The organism is Paraburkholderia rhynchosiae (genome assembly GCF_002879865.1).
Lineage (GTDB): Bacteria > Pseudomonadota > Gammaproteobacteria > Burkholderiales > Burkholderiaceae > Paraburkholderia > Paraburkholderia rhynchosiae.
On sequence record NZ_PNXY01000026.1, the window covers coordinates 60,615 to 79,961 of the forward strand.

20 protein-coding genes and 1 pseudogene are annotated in these 19,347 nt (G+C 59.4%); 18 read left to right on the top strand and 3 right to left on the bottom strand.

Annotated elements, in window-relative coordinates; translation table 11 throughout:
- Positions 1-17: 17 nt before the first annotated feature.
- Genes C0Z16_RS28175 through C0Z16_RS28185 form a run of 3 tightly spaced genes read left to right on the top strand, consistent with a single transcriptional unit; the run spans position 18 to position 4,155 of the window.
- Positions 18-683, top strand: a complete 666-nt coding sequence (locus C0Z16_RS28175; RefSeq protein WP_146014363.1) for a hypothetical protein — start codon at positions 18-20, stop codon at positions 681-683.
- A gap of 32 nt (positions 684-715) precedes the next feature.
- Entirely contained in the window at positions 716-2,302 is a 1,587-nt protein-coding gene (locus tag C0Z16_RS28180; RefSeq protein ID WP_146014364.1) for a hypothetical protein, read from the top strand.
- Complete coding sequence (locus tag C0Z16_RS28185) at positions 2,302-4,155, top strand: hypothetical protein (RefSeq protein ID WP_102635340.1); 1,854 nt, start codon at positions 2,302-2,304, stop codon at positions 4,153-4,155. The genes C0Z16_RS28180 and C0Z16_RS28185 overlap by 1 nt, the downstream gene beginning before the upstream one ends.
- Here C0Z16_RS28185 and C0Z16_RS39395 read toward each other — a convergent pair.
- A complete protein-coding gene (locus tag C0Z16_RS39395; RefSeq protein ID WP_279635085.1) occupies positions 4,139-4,267 on the bottom strand; it encodes a hypothetical protein in 129 nt (42 codons plus the stop codon). The genes C0Z16_RS28185 and C0Z16_RS39395 overlap by 17 nt on opposite strands.
- A 45-nt stretch (positions 4,268-4,312) precedes the next feature.
- Here C0Z16_RS39395 and C0Z16_RS28190 point away from each other — a divergent pair, with 45 nt between their 5' ends.
- From C0Z16_RS28190 to C0Z16_RS28250, 12 genes are all read left to right on the top strand, one after another.
- Positions 4,313-5,629: a phosphoribosylglycinamide synthetase C domain-containing protein gene (locus C0Z16_RS28190; protein WP_102635341.1), complete on the top strand. Its 1,317-nt coding sequence runs from the start codon at positions 4,313-4,315 to the stop codon at positions 5,627-5,629.
- Between the two features lie 15 nt (positions 5,630-5,644).
- Positions 5,645-5,881, top strand: a complete 237-nt coding sequence (locus C0Z16_RS28195; RefSeq protein WP_102635342.1) for a hypothetical protein — start codon at positions 5,645-5,647, stop codon at positions 5,879-5,881.
- A gap of 2 nt (positions 5,882-5,883) precedes the next feature.
- Positions 5,884-6,363: a glycoside hydrolase family 73 protein gene (locus C0Z16_RS28200; protein WP_102635343.1), complete on the top strand. Its 480-nt coding sequence runs from the start codon at positions 5,884-5,886 to the stop codon at positions 6,361-6,363.
- A gap of 10 nt (positions 6,364-6,373) precedes the next feature.
- Positions 6,374-6,592, top strand: a complete 219-nt coding sequence (locus C0Z16_RS28205) for a hypothetical protein (protein WP_102635344.1) — start codon at positions 6,374-6,376, stop codon at positions 6,590-6,592.
- Positions 6,589-6,903, top strand: a complete 315-nt coding sequence (locus tag C0Z16_RS28210; protein WP_102635345.1) for a hypothetical protein — start codon at positions 6,589-6,591, stop codon at positions 6,901-6,903. Before C0Z16_RS28205 ends, C0Z16_RS28210 begins: the two co-directional genes overlap by 4 nt.
- 12 nt (positions 6,904-6,915) lie before the next feature.
- Positions 6,916-7,371: a hypothetical protein gene (locus tag C0Z16_RS28215; RefSeq protein WP_102635346.1), complete on the top strand. Its 456-nt coding sequence runs from the start codon at positions 6,916-6,918 to the stop codon at positions 7,369-7,371.
- On the top strand, positions 7,368-8,075 hold the full coding sequence (locus C0Z16_RS28220; protein WP_102635347.1) for a hypothetical protein: 708 nt from the start codon (positions 7,368-7,370) through the stop codon (positions 8,073-8,075). The genes C0Z16_RS28215 and C0Z16_RS28220 overlap by 4 nt, the downstream gene beginning before the upstream one ends.
- A gap of 59 nt (positions 8,076-8,134) precedes the next feature.
- Positions 8,135-8,884 (top strand): hypothetical protein, encoded by a 750-nt coding sequence (locus C0Z16_RS28225; protein WP_102635348.1) that lies wholly within the window; start codon positions 8,135-8,137, stop codon positions 8,882-8,884.
- On the top strand, positions 8,881-10,323 hold the full coding sequence (locus tag C0Z16_RS28230) for a hypothetical protein (RefSeq protein WP_102635349.1): 1,443 nt from the start codon (positions 8,881-8,883) through the stop codon (positions 10,321-10,323). The genes C0Z16_RS28225 and C0Z16_RS28230 overlap by 4 nt, the downstream gene beginning before the upstream one ends.
- Before the next feature lie 8 nt (positions 10,324-10,331).
- Positions 10,332-11,237, top strand: a complete 906-nt coding sequence (locus C0Z16_RS28235) for a hypothetical protein (protein ID WP_102635350.1) — start codon at positions 10,332-10,334, stop codon at positions 11,235-11,237.
- Positions 11,238-11,465: 228 nt separating this feature from the next.
- Positions 11,466-13,241 carry a DUF7657 domain-containing protein gene (locus C0Z16_RS28240; RefSeq protein ID WP_455430269.1) on the top strand — a complete coding sequence of 592 codons (1,776 nt, stop codon included), beginning with the start codon at positions 11,466-11,468 and terminating at the stop codon, positions 13,239-13,241.
- A 270-nt stretch (positions 13,242-13,511) separates the two neighbouring features.
- Entirely contained in the window at positions 13,512-13,883 is a 372-nt protein-coding gene (locus tag C0Z16_RS28250) for a DUF6538 domain-containing protein (protein ID WP_102635352.1), read from the top strand.
- Positions 13,884-13,999: 116 nt separating this feature from the next.
- Here C0Z16_RS28250 and C0Z16_RS28255 read toward each other — a convergent pair.
- Positions 14,000-14,628: pseudogene (locus C0Z16_RS28255) on the bottom strand (IS3 family transposase); the annotation flags it as partial.
- Positions 14,629-14,848: 220 nt separating this feature from the next.
- Between C0Z16_RS28255 and C0Z16_RS28260 the strand changes: the two are divergent.
- Together C0Z16_RS28260 and C0Z16_RS28265 are read left to right on the top strand one after the other, a co-directional pair.
- Complete coding sequence (locus C0Z16_RS28260; RefSeq protein ID WP_102635353.1) at positions 14,849-15,781, top strand: MBL fold metallo-hydrolase; 933 nt, start codon at positions 14,849-14,851, stop codon at positions 15,779-15,781.
- Positions 15,782-15,967: 186 nt separating this feature from the next.
- Positions 15,968-16,546 carry a YbhB/YbcL family Raf kinase inhibitor-like protein gene (locus C0Z16_RS28265; protein WP_102635354.1) on the top strand — a complete coding sequence of 193 codons (579 nt, stop codon included), beginning with the start codon at positions 15,968-15,970 and terminating at the stop codon, positions 16,544-16,546.
- Between the two features lie 135 nt (positions 16,547-16,681).
- Here C0Z16_RS28265 and C0Z16_RS28270 read toward each other — a convergent pair whose 3' ends face one another.
- The gene (locus C0Z16_RS28270) at positions 16,682-18,196 is read right to left on the bottom strand and encodes an ATP-binding protein (RefSeq protein ID WP_102635355.1); all 1,515 of its coding nucleotides are present in this window, start codon (positions 18,194-18,196) and stop codon (positions 16,682-16,684) included.
- A gap of 383 nt (positions 18,197-18,579) precedes the next feature.
- Here C0Z16_RS28270 and C0Z16_RS28275 point away from each other — a divergent pair, with 383 nt between their 5' ends.
- On the top strand, positions 18,580-19,302 hold the full coding sequence (locus C0Z16_RS28275; RefSeq protein ID WP_102635356.1) for a hypothetical protein: 723 nt from the start codon (positions 18,580-18,582) through the stop codon (positions 19,300-19,302).
- The last annotated feature ends 45 nt before the right edge of the window (positions 19,303-19,347 follow it).

Sequence of the window (19,347 nt, forward strand, 5' to 3'; positions counted from 1 at the left end):
GCGCAAACGCGACGCAGTTGGCGATCTACAACCAGAACAATGAGAACCTGAAGCCATATCTGGATTATGGAACAAGCCAGTTGCCGACGCTGCAGGCGGGATACGGCACGTTGCAGCAGTTAATCAATGGCTACAACGGCCTTGTGGGAAATGGCGGCACCGCGCCTGATACAGCAGCTTTGCAAAAGTCACTTGAAGCGACACCCGGATATCAGTTCCAACTCGGTCAAGGCGAGAAAGCCATCAATAACAGCGCCGCGGCAAAAGGCGGTTTGTTATCGGGCGCAACCCTCAAGGATCTGACTGCATACGGACAAGGTCTGGCCGGCACAACCTATCAGACGTTCCTGAACAACAAGCAGACTGGCATCGGCGACTATCAGAACTATCTGGGCGATCTTCAGCAGGGCGTGAATACAGGCCTTAGCGCGGGTGGCGCGATCGCTGGTGTCGCCGAGAACGCCGGCAACAACATCTCTGCCAACACCATCGGCGCCGGGAACGCGGCGGCAGCCGGGACAGTCGGTTCGGCAAATGCAATTTCGAGCGGGATCAGTAGCGCGGCCGGTGGTGTAGGCAACTACGCGCTCCTGAATCAACTCACCAACCAAGGCACAAGCAGTTACAGCAGCGCCGCGTCGACGAGCACGCCGACGGATCTGATTTCCAGCTACACGGGATAACCACCATGCCTATCGATGCAAGCATTCCGCTGATGGCCCAGGCGCCGAAGATCGATCCGACGCAGTCCATCGCGCAGGCCTACACGCTCGCTGACCTGATCAACAAGCACAAGGCGGATCAGGATCTGCGTCAGGCACTTGCCGATCCGAACGCCATCGACCCCACAACGGGGCAGATCAGCCAGAACACGCTGGCGAATATCACACGTCAGAACCCTAGCGCTGGCATGGCATTGCAGAAGAGCGCGGCCGATCTAGCGGTGAAACAGTCCTCGGTCGACAAAAACAAGGCGCAGACGAAGAAGTACGACTTCGAGAATGGCATCAAACAGATGGACCTGATCGCGCAGACAGGCGGCGGTCTCATGACCCAGTACAGCAATTTGCTGAAGCAGGGATTGCCGCCGGATCAAGCCAAGGCTCAGATGCAGCCGCTGTATCAGGAAGCTATGCAACGTGTAGCAGAGAGCGGCCAGATCGACAAAGAGCATCTTGCGCAAATTCCTCCTGAATTCGACCCAGATAAGGTTGCCAACGGCGTCTTTACCGCCCTCACCGCGAAAGACCAGTTCTCGGTCATGCACCAGCAGCATCAGGAGGAGCTCGACAAGAGCAAAGCGACTGAGACGGCGCGCCATAACCGCGCAGATGAGGGCTTGAGCGGCCAGCGCGTTGGGCTGGAAAGCAATCGGGTCGGGTTGGAAGGGCAGCGACTCGGCATGGAGCGCGAGCGGCTCGGCATGGAAGGCGCGAAAAGCGGCCTGATGCCAGACCCGCAGAACCCCGGCAAGTTCGTCAAGGATCCCAGCGCGGGCCTGAGTGACGACGACCGCAAGTTCATGGCGCGCCAGTATCTCGCCGGCGACAAGTCAGTTCTGCAGAACCTCGGCCGCGGCGCACAGGGCGCACGCGACATCGTGGCGGTGCGCCGCGCGATTCGCGAAGAGGCGGAAGCGAGAGGGATGAAGCCCGACGAAGTCGCGTCGACGATCGCGGAGTTCGAAGGTCTGAAAGCAGGTGAGCGGTCGCTCGGTACCCGCACGGCGCAGGCTGGGATGGCGGTCAACGAGGCATCGCAGTTCGCCGACCTCGCTCTGCAGTCGTCACAGAAGGTGGATCGGTCGAAATATCCGTCGCTCAACAAGGTGCTTCAGGCTGCCGAGAAGGGTACCGGCGATCCTGCCATCGTCCAGTTCGGCGCTTACAACAACTCGTTGATCAACGCATACGCGCGTGCAATCAGCCCGAGCGGTACACCGACGGTGAGCGACAAGGACCATGCGCGCGAGATGCTGTCCACCGCGTACAGCAAGGGGCAGTACGCCGCGGTGGTGGCGGCAATGAAACAGGAAATGAGCGCCGCCATGAAGTCGCCCGGTATGGTGCGCGAGGAATTCCGTGGATACGGAAAACGGCAGATCGGCCCAGATCCCGCTGCCGGCGTGCCGCTTCCGGGTCAAGGACCGGCTCCCGCCGGCGCTGCCCGGCCGCCGCTGCCGGCCGCCGCAGCGAACCTGCCACCGGCGCAGAACGCCCAGGGGTGGACGCTGCATAAGGACCGGAACGGCAACATGGCCTACGTCAGCCCTGACGGCAAACAATTCCAGCAGGTGCAGTGATGCCTTTCGACCTTTCCAGTGCCGTGCCGCTCGGCGGTCAGCAGACCGTGCCAAATCCATTCGTTGCGCAGCCTGACGCGGCTCCTGCCGACGCCGGTTCCGCCCCTGCTGTAGCGCCGGGTGCCGCCGCGCCGCAGCCCGCGCAAGGCGGTTTTGACCTTGGCTCCGCTGTGCCGGTCACCGCGCCTGCGCAGCAGCCGACTGAGCCGGGCGCGGGTGCGTCGCCGGGATGGTGGCAACGCCTGCAGCTGCCGGAGAACGATCCGAACTCGGTTGAAAACACGATCCGCCGTACGCTCGGCGCGCCGGAAGTCGGCAAGAATCCGGAATTCGAAAAGGTGGCAAACGCCGACTCGCCATTTCCGGATGTCATGCCCGTCGCACCTAACGCGCTGAAGAACCTGGCGAGCGCGGCCGGGTCGGGGATCAAGTACCTGCTGCGCGGCGGCGAAGCGAACATCCCGAAAGTCGCCGCCAACATCGACGCCGCGGAGAAGGCCGGTACATCGCTCAGCGTCGGGCAGGCGACTGGCAACCGCGCAGTGCAAGCTGCGGAGAGCTTTGCCGGGAAATATCCGGGAAGCGCGGGAGTGATCGCAAAGAAAGCTACGTCGCAGGGATCTGATATCGGCAATCAGGTCGAGAAGTTGGCCGATAACTTGTCCCCGAACGCTACGCCGTCAGTCGCCGGAAGAGCCATCGAGAAAGGGCTGTCTGGCCCCGGCGGATTCGTGGATCGCTTCAAGCAAGGCCAGAAGGCGCTTTACGACAAGCTGGATCAGTACATTAAGCCGGAAACCGCCGTAAAGCTGGAAAACACGGAAAAAGCACTGTCCAGCATGAATCAGGACATCAAGGGTGCGAAGAACCTTTCGAGCCAGTTCAAAAATCAGCGCGTGATGGAAATTCAGAATGCGCTGAAGGCGGACGCCCGAGGCCAAGGTGGCGCGATCCCGTATGAGGCTGTCAAGAAACTCCGCACGCTGGTTGGTCAGCAGATTGAGAACGCATCGCTCTCGGACAGCGTGCCGCGCAGTCAGTGGAGAAGCCTATACGGGGCACTCTCGACAGACTTGGAGGGTGCAGCAAAGGCCACTGGCAATCCTGAGGCCGTCAAGGCGATGGATCGAGCAAATGCATTTACCCGAGCTGGTCACGCGCGAATCGATGATGTGCTCGACAAAGTAGCAAAGCAGGACATCCCCGAAAAGATTTTCAAGTCGGCGGTGAACCCTGGCGATATGCAGGCCGGCGCGACGAAGATTCAGGGGGTCATGAAGAGCCTGACGCCCGCCGAACGAGATGTGGTCAAGTCCGCATTCATCCGGAGGATGGGGACCGCGGCGCCGGGCGCGCAAGGCGCTGAAGGGGAGGTTTTCTCGTCGCAATCGTTTCTCACGAACTGGAACAAGATGTCCTCTCAGGCCAAGGACGTGATGTTCTCCAGCAAGGATGGGAATCTGCGCAGTGCGCTCGACGCTATCGCGAAGACGGCTGAGAACATCAAGGAGGGCGGGAAAGTGTTCGCCAACCCGTCGGGCTCCGGCCAGATTGTCGCGGCATCCAGTCTCGCCAGCGGCATTGCGGGCGCGGCCACGACCGGCCGGCTCGGCGCCGCGGCGACGCTGCTCGGCACGGTGCCGGCGGCGAATCTCACCGCCAAGCTGCTCACTAACCCACGCTTTGTGGGATGGCTCGCGCGCGCGTCGAAGTCTGCTGGACCGGACGTAGCCCGTCAGGCCGTGCTGTCTTTGGGGAAAACGATGCAGGGAGAGCCGGACGACGTCCAGCAGGATGCGCAGGCTTATGCGCAGGCGGTCGCTGGCGAACCGGCTTCTACAGTGCCGAAATGAGTGCGACGACGATCAGTAGCGGCACGCTCAGAAGGAGCACGGGTGCACCCAAGCCGTACTTGACGTCGTCCCACCATGTGTACGGCTTTTCGGGTTTTCTGGGCTGGCCCATGCCTGCCTCGCTGGCTGGTTGATCCGCAAATTATAGGGGAATTCCTTGAAAGTACTTGTAATCGACTCTGATGGGTCGAGCCTCGATTTCTGCCTGCGCGCCAAAGAAGCCGGACACGATGTCCGGCTTTTTGTTTGCACGAAGAAAGGCGGCGAGGCGCGCTGCGTTGGCGAAGGGTGGATCCACCGCATCGACAACTGGCGCGGCTCGATGCCGTGGGCGGATCTGATCTTCCTGACGGGCAACGACCGGTATATGTCGGAACTCGAGCCATTCAGGAAGAAGGGCTTCCCGATCTTCTCGCCTGGCGTTCAGGGCGCGCGGCTGGAAATTGACCGTGCCTTTGGCCAGAAGCTGCTGAAAATGGCCGGCGTGCCGTGCATCCCCTATACCGAATTCAACGAGTACGACGATGCAATGAAGTTCGTCGCAAAGTCGGGAAAGCGGTACGTCTCGAAGACGCTCGGCGACGAGGAGGACAAGTCGCTTTCCTACGTCTCGAAGAGCCCCGAAGACATGATCTTCATGCTCGACCGATGGAAGCGCCTCGGCAAAAACATTGGCCGCTTCATGCTGCAGGAGTTCGTGCCGGGCGTCGAAATCGGCGTCTCTGGGTGGTTCGGGCCGGGTGGATGGTCCGAATACAAGAACGAAAACTTCGAGCACAAAAAGCTCATGAACGGCGACAAGGGCGTCAACACGGGCGAGATGGGCACGGTGATGAAGTATGTCAAGGATTCGAAGCTGTTCAAGGATGCGCTCGAACCGGTGACCGACTACCTGCACTCGATCGACTACGTGGGCGACATCGACATGAATTGCATGGTCGATTCCAAAGGCACCGCGTGGCCGCTCGAATTCACGTGCCGCCCGGGGTGGCCGGCGTTCCGCATCATGCAGGCCTGTCACAAAGGTGATCCGGTGCAGTGGATGGTGGACCTCATCAATGGCGAGAACACGCTGAAGGTGAATAGCGATGTCGCGATCGGCGTGGTGATGGCTCAGCCCGACTTCCCATACTCGAACGCAACCGGCAAGGAAGTCACCGGTATTCCTGTCTTCGGCATGGATGACGTGCCGCGTAATTCGATCTCGCCCGCCGACATGATGATGGGCAAGGTCGCGTCGATGAAGAATGGCCGCATCACGCAGGTCGAGATGCCAGTCACGTGCGGTGACTACGTGATCGTGTGCACCGGTACCGGCGCGACGGTCAGCAAAGCCAAGGAGGCCGCGTACAAGATCGTCGACAAGATCAGCTTCCCGAACTCTCCGATGTACCGCACCGATATCGGCGATCGGCTCGAAAAACAACTGCCGCTGCTGCAAAAGCACGGCTACGCCACCGAATTCGTTTTCTAACCGCGGGGAATCCACATGGGCAATGACATTGATCCGATTGAGTTCGGAAAGGTACTCGCACGCCTGGAGGATCAGGATCGACAGATCGCGGAGATCAGGACCGAAAACAGGGAAATGCGCGACGACATTAAGCGCCTCCTCGCGATGGCCAATCAAGGGAAGGGCGGCCTGTTCACCCTGACGAGTATCGGTGCGGTCGTCGGCGCGGTGGTCACGGAAGTGGCCCGGCACTTCATCTTCAGTGGACGGTAACCATGGCTCCACAGGATTTCATCAACGCAATCGCGTCCGCCGCGCAGGCGTCCGCGGCACTCACGAACATCCCGGCAGGATTCGTCGTCGCAGACGCCGCGCTCGAGAGCGGGTGGGGAAGCTCGGGGCTCACGCGCAACGCGATGAATCTGTTCGGCGTAAAGGCGGATAAGAGTTGGACTGGCTCTACGTACGCGGTTCCGACCCGCGAGTTTCTGAACGGCCAGTGGACGATGGTCAACGCGCTGTTCCGGAAGTACTCGGACTGGCTCGGCAGCATTCAGGACCATGCCGCATTCCTCATCAACAACCCGCGTTATGCGCCGGCGTTCCTCACGACCGACAGCGCGAGTTTCGCTAAGGCGGTAGCGGCCGCTGGCTACGCCACCGACCCGCAGTACGCGCAGAAGATCATCGCAATCCTCAATGCGCACAACCTTGCGTCGCTCGACGCACCCGTGCAGCCCGCTGTCTCCACCTGAAGGACTCTTCATGAAAGACCTGATCAAGCCCGTTTCAGTCGGGCTGCTGTTCGTGTTCATCGCCGCATGTGACTTCCTGAAGATCAATGACCCGCAGCTGCGCGACGCAGCCTTCGCGATGATCGGCGTCATCACCGGTTGGCACGGCGTGCTGCAACTCCCGTTCAACGTCGGCAGCAAGAACCCGCCGCGCTCGGCGTTGCCGCCGGCGTCGGGCCCACTGCAATGATTCGCGCGCTGGCGGGCGCGGCACTGCTCGCGCTATCGGGCTGCGCGGGCGTTGCCACATACAACGTCCGGCCGTTCTACGAGCCCACTCAGCAAAAGATGGTTTGCTGTGAGGCGGTCGTCACGAACGGTAAGGACATCGCTTCGGTGGTCGTTGACGTCGCCAAGACCGGTGACGACTACACGATCCACTTCCAGGAGTCTGGTGTGGGGGCAACCGCTCCTGTCACCGCACAAGGCGCCGTTGTCTCCGACGTCGCCACTGCAGTAAGCAATGCGGCGGCCGCCGCGATCAAGCTCTCTCCCAAGTAAGGACTCTTCCCCATGAAACGCCTTTCCATGCTGCTCGCGGCAGGCCTTGTCGCGTCCGCTCTCGCCGCTTGCGGCACTCAACCAACCGTCAAGCTCACGCCCGCCCAGTTCGTTGCGATCGCGTGCCCTCCGGTTCAGCAGGCCCTCGCACTCGCGCCGACGCTGACCGCAACCATCCCGCCCAGCGCGCAGGCGCAGATCGCCGAGGCGACGCCAATCGTCAACGCCGCGTGTGCCGCCGGCGCGACAGTGTCGACCGATACCGTCGCCAAGTTTGCGACCACCGTGTTCCCCGCAGCTAGCGCCGCTGTGCGGGCTGCGCCGGCGAGCGTACTGCCAGACGACAGGAAGGCGAAGATCGAAGGGGCGTTGGCACTCGCGACAATTGCAGTCGATACGGTCACCGCGATCGCATCGAACGCTGCTGCCGCGACGTCAGCTTCGGCACCGGTGGCGGCATCTCAATGAACCTTGCGACGATCGCCGCGGCGTCGCAACGCGCGCAGGCCGCGTATATCGATGCTCCAGAAAAAGCCCGGGCAGCATTTGAAGCGCTCGGGCTTTGTTTCATCGACCTGTACCAGAACGCCAGCCATCAGGCTGCGCTGTCACAGAGCGCCGACGGCAAGCTATTCCTGAGCATCTCCGGCACGCGGTTCAGTCAGGGAAAGATCGGCGATCTGTTCGATGACATGGATCTCGCTCCGGTCGATGTCGGCATGGGCGCGCAGGTTACGCGCGGCGCCTATGAGGGGCTGTCGGATATGTGGCAATGGGCACTCGACACCGCTCCCGCGGAGTCGGTGTTCAACGTCGAGGGGCACTCGCTTGGGGGTTGGCGCGCGACCTACACGCCGCTCTTCATTCCTGTCAGGCGTATCGGGATGCTCCACGCGTTCGAGCCTCCGAAAGGCGCGAATGCTGCCTACTACGCCCGCTTCCAGACGGAGCTTGCCGGTCTGGTGATCGTCGGTCAAGGGCGTGACATCTGGTTCGGATATCCGCGCCTCGGCGAATGGATCCATCGACCGGGACCGATGCTCTGGATCAAGTCGTCAGGGTACAGCGTGATCGATACGCAGGACTGGCCAGGCGGACTTAACCTCGCGGACCACTCGATTGATCTTGCCGCGCAACGCCTGGTCGCACTCTCCGAAACCGCCACGCAATAAACCATACACGCAAGTGAGACCAGCCGCCTTCGGGCGGTTTTTTATTTTGGAGCTGCCTTATGACCTTGGTCAGCATAAGCCCGACACCCGTTCAGAGGTTCGTCGACTCGAATGGGAATGCGCTAGCGGGTGGGCTTCTTTTCACCTATCAGGCTGGCACGTCCACGAAATACCCAACGTACACGGATGCGACGGGTGCGACGCAGAACACGAATCCGATTGTTCTCAACCAGCGCGGTGAAGCCTCAATCTGGCTGGTGCCTACTCAGTCGTACAAGTTCGTTCTGGCGCCGTCCACCGACTCGGATCCACCGACCTCTCCGATATGGACTGAAGACAACGTCCAGACTAACTCGGGCGCCGCCGTCGGCAACATGACGGACGAAAGGGGGAGCGGCGGAACGATCGGGTTCGCAGCCAACGTCGACTTCACGCCGGGTACGACGACCAGCCTGACCCTCTCGAACAGCTACGGTTCGGCATCGAATCTGTGGGTCTTCTTCGATGCTGAATATCAGGGTAGTGACCAGTTCGTTCTGAACGGCACCACGCTCTCCTTCAATGCGCCGATTCCGGTCGGCGTGAACAAGGTCTACGTCAAAGGCGGCACAGCGCTCACGGTCGGCGTTCCCGGTAACGGCACCGTCGGCGGTGCGCAGCTCGCTTATCCCACCTCAGGCCCAACGTCCGCTCGTCCCGTCCCCGGGTTCGTCGGCCAGCCGTATCTCGACACGACGCTGGGCTACCTGATCAACGCCAAGCAAATCTCACCCGCCATTTGGGTCAATGCAGCCGGAGTCACGGTATGAAAAAGCTATTCCTTCTCTTTCTGGCGCTCTGCTTTTCGGTAGCGCAAGCGCAGACCTTCCCGGTTCAGAACCTTCAGGTATTCGGTACAACGGCGCTCTCGACGCCGCCGACAATTCCTTCGTCGTGCAAAAATATCCTGTCGTATGGCGGCATCCCAAACGGAACCGCGGATAACATCAGCGCATGGAATGCGGCCGTAGCAGCCAACGGCGCCGATGTCTCATTTGTCGGTTCCATCACCAGTACAACGCTGACCGTCACGGCCATGAATGGGCCCGGCGCGCTACATGTCGGCCAGACCATTGTAGGTACCGGGGTGACGTCGGGCACGACTATCTCTGCATTCGTGAGCGGAACTGGGGGTACCGGTACTTACACAGTCAGCACCTCTCAAACGGTGACAAGCGAGACCATTACCGCAGGCTATCCGAATCAGGTTTGTGTGTATTTCCCGCCTGGGAACTACGTGTTCTCGCAGTCGATGCTGTATCGCTTTGCGACGACCAATCCCGCGTCGATCACCATTCTCGGTGCGGGCCCCGACGTGACCATGCTCGAGTTCACGCTCGCAAACAATCCCGGCATCACCATCGGTGTGACGAGCTCGTTCAACTCGTTTCATATCCGGGACCTCACGGTCGCGGCGAAGGTAACCCAAGGTTCGCAGGGCATTCTTCTGTCGAACAGCCAGGTCACCAACACGAACCCAGCGAACACCGCGCAGAGCGACATCACCAACGTCAACGTGCGCGGCGCGGACGGTTACGTGCAGACGTATGGATGGCAATACGATGTTTATGTGCAATCGGTTTCGAACATCAACTTCATCAACGACGCGTTCCTTGGCCCGTACGTCTCGACCGGTGTTGAGCTTCAAGGTACATCGACAAATCTCGGCGTCGTCTACAACTTCATCGGGTGCAACTTCGAGGCCGTTTATACGGGCCTTTTCTATGGATCGTACATCCAGGGCGTCACGATCCTGAGTTCCCAGTTCAACACCGCCTACGGGATTCTTATTCCGCCGAGCGAGCCCGGTCTGGATCAACTAGCTGTCTTTGGCAGCCAGTTCAATAACACGAGCAACGCAATGCTCATCCAGTCGGCAATCGAAGGGGTGATGATCCAGGGGAATTTCTTCCTCATCAACAACAACGCGACCGCGCTGGTGTTCCAGAACTACTCCGGGCCGATCGTTTCGGGGAATTACTTCAGTCCGGCAGTCCTTCCTGCTGTCAATCAGACCGCCATAAATTTCGGTGCATGGACTGCCGAAGCGGGAGTGGTCAGCAATAACGTCTTCCAGCAGATCACGACGCCTGTCGTGCTAGGAGCGTCTTCCCAGTTCATCAATGTCCAGTCGAATGCGTACTGGAATAACACAAATCCCAATTCCAACGCCGGAACGAATAACACGCTCGGTGGCGGTTCACAGTGAGGAACGAAATGAAAAAAACAGTCCTTTCGCTGTTTCTCTCGCTCTATGCGCTCGTCTCTTTTGGGACAACGCTAAGTCCGGTCCAGTTGCTCAACCCCGCCGGCTCGACATCCGGTCAGGTCGTTCTTTCCAACGGTCCGGTCACGGCGCCGGGGTGGGGGAATGTCGGGGCAACGTCGCTTGCGGCGCAGGCTGCAAACACTGTGGTCGCAAACGCCACCGCGTCGAGCGCGTCGCCAACCGCCTTCGCGATGCCGAGCTGCAGCACATCGGCTAGCGCGCTCGACTGGACAAGCGGCACCGGCTTCACCTGCAACACGAGCATCAACGCGGCGACGCTCGGCGGTTCAACTTTCGCCTCGCCGGGTGCCATCGGGTCGGGCACGCCGGGAAGCGGCAGCTTCACGACCGTCGTCTCGTCGGGTGCCGCCAACTTCAACAGCCTCACTGCCGGCGCCACGTCGATCACTGGCGCGCTAACCGTCTCGCAGACGAACGGCATTGTCGGCACCACGACCAACAACAACGCTAATGCAGGCGCCATTGGGGAGTACGTGCCGGCGAGTGCAACGTCTGTCGCAATCACTACAGCGGTCTCGACGAACATTACGAGCATCAGTCTCACTGCTGGCGACTGGGACGTGTCTGGCGTGATGCAGGTGTCTCCGGCCGGCGGAACGATCGTTGGCGGCGAATCCGTAAGCATCAGTACGACCTCTGCGACGCTCGGCGGACTTGGCTCAACCACATTCATTGGCGCAACGAAAGCGACCGGCCAGGCCGATATCGTTCCAACGCCTGTAGTGCGCATCAGCATCCCATCGACGACGACGGTGTATCTGGTCGGCAACGTCAGCTATACGACGAGCACTCTGACGGTTAGCGGTCTCATCCGGGCGCGTCGCGTACGCTGATTTACTTCAGGATAGGGCGCTGGAAAATCCGAAAATTACAATCCACCAGCGCCCCGTGAAATCCAGAAAAGCAATGCGCAATAGCCAATCGAAATAACGACCAACGCGCATGCCACTAACGGCCGGCGAATTTTGGTCAAGTGGTGAATGTCCATAGCGTGCCCTCTCTTGTTTTGAACTTCGTTGTGTGCGGTATGATTCCGCTTCTTCAGCCGGAAATCAACCGCCATGTCAACGATAAAGCAGTTAAATTTTCGATGGTGGTTCCTCGGAGCTGTCGTGCTCCTTGGAGCTATCTACGTCTCTCAAACGTGGTCGCCGTCGTCATACGGACTGGTGCTCCGGAATCTAGAAGCAAAAAATACTGGGCTGGTCATAGGTGACCCGAAGCCGATTCGCGCGGATGAGTGGGCCGTTATCACGTCTCTTACCGCGGCCTCGGTCAATAACCACTTCGAGCGTTACAACAAAACCTCTCCTTACAATGACGATCTGCGGATCGCGTTCGGCATTCCGATTGACGACTGGGGCTGGTTTTTCAAGCCCACGATGATGCTGTATAAATTCGTCAACCCGGCCTACGCATTCTCGTTCCATTATTTTTCCGTCTTTGCGTTATTCATAGCGGGTTACACGGTACTTTTTCTCGTGACCGGCGCCACGCGCACGCAAGCCGTTCTGCTAGCATTCTGCGCATATCTCACCGCCTATTCCCAGTTCTGGTGGACCGACAAGGGTGTCCTGTTCTCGCTGTACGGCGCGGCGATGGCGGTTCTGTTCCTGCGCATGCCGAAGTGGATACGTTTGCTGCTTTTTTACTGGCTGCTTACGGGAATGATGATCGAGATGTTCTATCCGCCATACATCGTCTCGCTCGCGTTCGTCAGCGTCGCGTTCGTTCTTGCGTACGGCCGCGAGTGGCTGCGCCCGGTCCCGCTGATAGGACTGGCGGTCGCCGCTGGCGCCGCGGCCGCGACGACGGGTCTTTACCTGAAAGACTACCTGCTCGCCACGATGAAGACGCTGTATCCGGGTGGCCGCAGCGTCATGGGCGGCGGCGTCGGACTTCGTCAAGCGGCGTCGCAGCTTTTCCCGTTCGCCACCTTCGACGGGCGATTGCACGAACTGCTGCCCAACTCGAACATTTGTGAATCCGCCACGTTCGGCGTTTTCTTCGTCCTGCTGGCACTGTGCTTTGCGAATTACCGGAACCTGACGACGTTGGTGAAGGACCGCATCTTCGTGCGCCGCGCACTGATTCTCGGCGCAGCGCTCGCCATGATGCTGGCGTGGGAGCTGCTGCCAGTACCAGAGAGCGTCGGCAAGCTGCTGCTGTGGAACAACGTTCAGCCGAGCCGCATGCAGTACGCGCAAGGCGTGTTGCTGCTGTTCTTCGTCGTGCACGTGGTGAGCCGCCTCGGTCTCAGCATTTCCCCGCCGCGGATCGTGACGTTCGTGGCAATCGTCGTGTTCGGCTGGATGATGCTGAAGGCGCGCGCCGAGGTACCGTTCTGGCCTAACTCCATTGACCTGCTCATCATCCCTTTTGCGATTGCGGCCTATCTGGTCGCGCGCTACACGAAGATCGACCCGGCCGTCCCCATGCTTGTCGCATCGGTAATCACCGCGGCGCTCGTGATCGGCCGCTTCAACCCACTGCAGCAGGCGTGGCCGATCTTCAATCGCGAGGACACCCCAGTGATAGCGAAGATACGCGCCGCAGTTGACCCGAAGACGGGCTATCTCGTGCAGCAGTTCCTGCCCGAGTCGGTGCAGAACGGCCTCGGCTTCAAGTCCATCTCCTACACGACCGCCATCCCGCAGTGGCACTTCTGGAATCAGTTTCGCGACAAGGTTGATGCACAGACTTTCAATACGATCTTCAACCGATATTCGAATATATGGGTCACCAATGACTCTTTCCCGGCTCAGGTAGCGCCGGATGCAATCAGAGTGCCGGCAACATGGTTCCATGATCCGGATCATCGTGTTGAAGCTCCGTAAATTCTTCCAATAAGAAGGTCACGACCGCCCGGAAAGCCGCGAGATTAGCGGCTACTATTGCCATAAAATATTGGAATACAAACCACCTAACCCCCTTGTATCAGGCGTCTATCGGCGGTTTCCAAGCTGCATGGGGTGCAGGTGGTCGGAGGTTCAAATCCTCTCGCCCCGACCAAGTATCTGCTTATCTGGCGGGCCTTCGGGCCCGCTAGTCATTTGTGGCGCGGCTCCGTGTCCGTGTGGATTCTACACAGCGAGTAAAATCCGGCCATGTGTACCCACCTCATCAAGCGCAGTTCCCGCTACTACTTCCGTCGCCGCGTCCCCTCCGATCTCGTCTCTGTAGTCGGCTCCAAGGAAATCACGAAAGCACTCGGCACCAGCGACCGAGCGACAGCGTGCGTCCAGTGTCGTCTAGAAAGCATTCGACTTGATGTCGGGTGGTCGGCGCTTCGTGCTGCTGCTGAAACCAAGGACGTCATTGATAACGCCTCAACGGCGGCGCAGGCCAGCGTCCGGAAACGTGCCTACGAGGACGCGGAGCGCGCCTACGAGGAAGATCAGGAGTATTACTACCGGTACGTCATGGACCGGCGCACGCATTGGGAGCTCAGCGACGGCGCGGTGATTTTCAGATGCTAGGTGGTACTACCGCGATCCGCATTACCGCAGAGGCCGGGACCGTCAAGACGGCGGAAAGCTGTTAGCGCCGATGTAAAACTGACCCTGTCGGGGTGCGGCCAAATTCCTGGACTGACTTATTCCGCATTTCCAAGACTCTGCCGATACTCGACTGGGCTCAGGAAGCCGAGCGAGACCTTGATCCGCTTTGCGTTGTACCAGCGGATGTACGAGTCAACGACTTCGATGAATTGATCAACGGTCGTGGCCCTCCAGTCACGCGGATAGAATAACTCCGTCTTGAGGCGCCCGAAGAAACCTTCTCAGCCTGCATTATCTGGCGAACATCCTTTGCGCGACATCGAGCGAATCAGTCTGGCATCCTGCATCCGTGAGAGCCATCCTGGCCAGCGATAGTGCGCACCGCGATCGGAGTGAACCACGGGCCGCTGCTCGCAGCCAGCCACCGACTCAATCGCCGAATCCAGCATGGTATTGACGAGATCCGCATCCGGGCGCGTGCCGATTGTCCACTCACAACGAGACCGTCGAAGCAGTCGATCACCGGCGACAGATATACCTTGCCGTCCGGGATCTGGAATTCGGTAATGTCGGTTAGCCATTTCTGATTCGGAGCGGCGGCACGGAAATCACGATTGATAATGTTCTCCGGCGCGGGGCTTATTTCTCCACGGTAGGAGCCGTGGCGGCGTCGCCTGGTCGTGGCAGCGGCCAGACCTTCCTGTCGCATCAAACGTCGCACTACCCCTCATTGCATGCCCATCTGAGATTGTTGCCCTCCAGGCAACATCGTGTACGCATTCGCGATGCTACTGGCGCTCGTGCCCCCTGACTACTATCTGTCACACGCTCCTTCGAAATGCAGGCAATACGAAGCGCGTGACACTCGTAGTCGTGCTCGTGAACCGCGTCGCGCGGTGCAGTGCAGTGCGGCTCACCCCACTTAATCAACTGGACTATTGAAGATGAGCGAAACAACTCGCAATGTGCGGCCCGTTATCGCCAACGTCGGCAAAGAAGGGTCAGGCGAACTCGTGTCTTCCCGCTACGGCGTGCGCGTGGGCGACGTTGACGTCGTGCTGATTAGCGATGGCGTTCTGCCGCTGCCCACCTCCACCATGTCGACTAACGTGAGCGAAGCCGACCGCAACGAATGGTTCGATGGTCGCTTCCTGCAGCGTGACATGTTCGACTGGGCGCTGAATATTGCGCTCGTGCGCAGCGGCGACCGCCTGATCCTGATCGACTCGGGCGTGGGCGACGGTTTCGAATACTTCACGCGCGCCGGCCGGTCGGTGATGCGCCTGGAATCGGCGGGTATCGACCTGGCTGCGATCACCGATATCGTGATCACGCACATGCACATGGACCACGTCGGCGGCCTGAACGTTGCCGGCGTCAGGGCCAAACTGCGCCCGGACGTGCGCATTCACGTGTCGGCCAAGGAAGTAGAGTTCTGGAAAAATCCGGACTTCAGTAGGACGGTGATGCCGGAAACGGTTCCTCCCGCGCTCCGCAAGGCTGCTGCGACGTTCACGGAACTCTACCGCGAAAACATCGTGCAGTTCGATCAGACCGTGGAAGTTGCCAAGGGCGTGTCGGCGCGCGTGACGGGTGGACACACGCCGGGGCATTGTGTCGTGGACGTCGCATCGAACGGCGAAAAACTGACGTTCGTGGGCGACGCGATTTTCGAGGTCAACTTCGACCATCCCGACTGGCAAAACGGCTTCGAGCACGATCCCGAAGGCGCCGCGGACGTGCGTATCGCGCTACTCAACGAAGCCGCTGAAACCGGCGCTTTGCTGGCCGCAGCGCACGTCGCGTTCCCATCAATCGGTCACGTTGCAAAGACGAACAACGGCTTTCATTTCGTGCCGGTGGTGTGGGACTACTGATCGGTGCCCGACGATCAACCATCGCCGTATAGATTGCACTGACGTTTGCCGGCAAACCGCCAGGAGTGCACAAGACTCACGGCGGTTTTTGCAAACGCTCACCTGCCCGTGGTGTGACCGCGGCAAATCAACGCGGTGCCGTCGATACCGGTTGCACGCATCTTTCATCCTTCAACGGAGCGCATCATGAGAATGAAGAGCTTGTTGCCCGCAATTTCATGCACGTCGATGGCGCTGGCGGTCATCCCGGCGATAGCCGGCGCGGAGCCGTTCACGATCAGGGTCGATGACCTGCGTGACGGACACTTCTCTAACGAGCAGGTGTACGGAGGCTTTGGCTGTCACGGTAACAACGTTTCGCCGCGCATTTCATGGACCCACGTTCCGCGCGGCACGAAGAGCATTGTCGTGACCATCTTCGACCCTGATGCGCCGACTGGCGGACTCGGCTGGACACATTGGGAGATTGCCAATATTCCACCTTCCGAGTCGTCGCTCGAAAAAGGAGCTTCCGGCAATCCGAAGCTCTTGCCGGCAGGCGCTGTTGAGACGTTGACGGACTTCGGCGAATCCAGATACGGCGGACCGTGTCCGCCTAAAGGGGAATCGCATCGATATGTCGTGACGGCGTCTGCCCTCGACGTGGCACAAATCGATGTCGCCCCAGCGGCGAGTCCCGCAGTCGTCGCCTATCAGATGCATGGGAAAGTCATTGGTCAGGCGAGGTATGTCGCCAGATATCATCGCGCGTCGACTAACGATTGACGGGTGCAGGACCAGGATATCGGCAACCGTTCCTGGCAGCTCGGCTGCCGGTCGAACGGTTCCCAGATTCACGTTGACCAGATCTGAGCCGCGGTTGTAGCCGAAAGCGCCACTGAAGATACGGCGCAGCCGTATTCAGATGCAAATCCTTTGCACGCCGTTCAGTTGGACGACGCTCCGCTTATCGGGCGCAGCCTGATTGAGTTGTTCTCGTGCATAGATCCTTTCCGAAGCCGCGAGCCGATAGCGAGGCAAGTCGTCCGGTCCGGGCTGGATGTGCAACCTATGCTTTGCAACCAGACCTTCAACTACGTCTATCGCATTCGAAAGATCGCCCGTTCCGTTTGCGACCGCCGCGAGGACGGCGTCGAGCGTTGCGGGCTGTTCAAACGACGACAACCGGCGGAAAGCGGACTTCTCTTGCTCCGACAGCAGCGCGTAACTCCATCCAATGGATGCGGCGAGACTCCGATGCCTCGCCGGGGCATTGCGGCATCCCTGCCATTGAAGACGTGAGCGGGTTCCGAGCAGCGTCATCGTGCCGGTCAGTCCAAACGTCGCTACGCGCGCCGCAGCAAGTTCGATTGCAAGCACGACTCCTTCCAGTTCCCGGCACATCTCCGAGATGACTGCATAGCTCTTGGTGGTCTGCGGGAATCTGGCGCCCGCTTCCAGAGCGCGTCGAGTGAATACCTGCATGGCGGGATAAGTATGCGCAAGTTCGATCGAAATCAGCTCGGGTCCCGGAGGGACTTCGAGTGCAGACAGGCGGCAGACGTGTTCGTATCTGACACGTAATGCCTCGCGGCTTGTCAGCACGAAACAGGTCGCGGATGAGACCGCGAGGATTTGCGTTGTCATCGACGTCACCTCGTCGATGACATGCTCGCAGTTATCCAGAACGACCAGCGCGCGCCGGGTGGAAAGATAATTGGCGATGCATGCGACGGGTATGTGGTGAAGATCGCCCAGCCCAAGCAGACGAGCCAGCGTGAGTGCTACCGTATCGCCGCGAGCAAGTTCGCTCAAGTCGGCGACGTGAATCTCGGAAGGAAATACACCGGACAGTCTCTTCGCGAGAGCAATGGCGACTGTTGTTTTGCCGATGCCTCCGGGTCCCACAATAGAGATGAGCCGATGTCTGCTGAAGTCGGACGCAAGCGTTCGCAAGACCTCGTCGCGACCTTGTGGACAGGCCGCCTCTGGTGCAAAGTCGCCGGAATGTACTCGGGGAGACGGTTCGGCAAACCGGGAACTGGATTCCGCAACGATGCGTTCACGCGTAAGCTGCCCAACAAAACAGTAGCCGATACCCTGGACGTTTTTAATGTAGCGCACTCCGTCCTCGCCGTCGCCTAGTGCTTTGCGCAGTCCAGCAATGTTCACGCGCAGGTTGCTTTCGTCCACGACGATATTCCTCCACGCGCGCGACATCAACATGCGCCGGTCCACGACCTGTCCGGCGTTCTGGATAAGCGCAATAAGAATATCCAGCGCGCGGCTGCCTAGTTGCACGAATGAGCCTGACCGTTCGAGACGCCTCTCCGTCGGAAAAAGTGTGAACGAACCGAACGATACAGCTTCGTCGTACTCGTGCCGGTCGGTATTTGCCATCACGCCGGAACGCAAAAAATCTTCTTTAGCATTCATCTTCTCGTCAGGCTCCGGATTGCGCGATTCGGATGCATTGGAATAGACCCATTACCCCGGCCTCTCCACGGCGAAACTTTACGTCACAAGCAATCCTAGTTGTGCCACCCAGAACGTAGAAGACGCGAGCGAGATATCACGGTGTTGCCGCCAGGACAACATCGGACCATCGAGTGATTAGCGTACTAGCCCCATTCACCGTACCTCATCTGCAGAAGCGGTCGATTGGGCATAGAGTGCCAGCGAGACCTGGTCTCGAATGAGGTTTGCGCCTCCGCGCGTGATCTGTTGGTGAGGCGAGAAGAGAAGAGAAGAGAAGAGAAGAGAAGAGAAGAGTTTATGCGGCGAAAAGCGAGAAACAACATCCAACTGTGAGACATGCCATGACAAAGATATCGGTTCCCATTATTTGCCTCGAATGCAACCCGGACGGAAGCTCCGTAGGGAATTCCGCTCTTTCTTCTGTTTTGCTGGATCTTCGACCCGATGGCGAGGGAAGGTATAGATCGGAATGCTCGCGCGGTCATCAGCAGATCGTGGCATTGCGGCAGCAGAAGTTCGAGATTCTTTTTGAACTCGCGGCTTACGCGATACGCGATGGACACTATCGACAATCGGTATCGTCCTGCACCGCGAGTCTGGAAGCCTTTCACGAATTCTTTCTGCGCGCGATGGCGTACGAGAACGGAATAAAGAAAGAGCGTTTCGATGCCGCGTGGAAGCTGCTGGGCATTAGTCCACAAAATCGCCAGGAAGCCTACTTGCTGAACTACCGGAACTTCTGCGCGCGGCCTCCCGTTCTTCTCAGCCCCCAACAGAACGACTGGAAAGATTCGGTCATGCAAAAAGGAAAAATGCCGAGCCGCGAAGAATGCGTGACGTTTGGCCAGGCCGTGTTGCATGTACTGCAGACGGCGATGCGAGACGCGAGGGACGCCTTTCCCAATGGCGTAAAGCAGGCAATGCAGGAACACGCGGCTGCGGCTGAACAAGCCGCTTCCAGATCAGAAGCACCGTGGAGCATTCGCACTATCGTGAATCTTGCGATGGAAGGTGACGAACATTCCCATGCGACGCTCGAAGCCGAGCTCGCCAGAATGAGTTGACGACGTTTAAGCCGTCGATTGTTGTCGCCGAGACAACACGGTGAT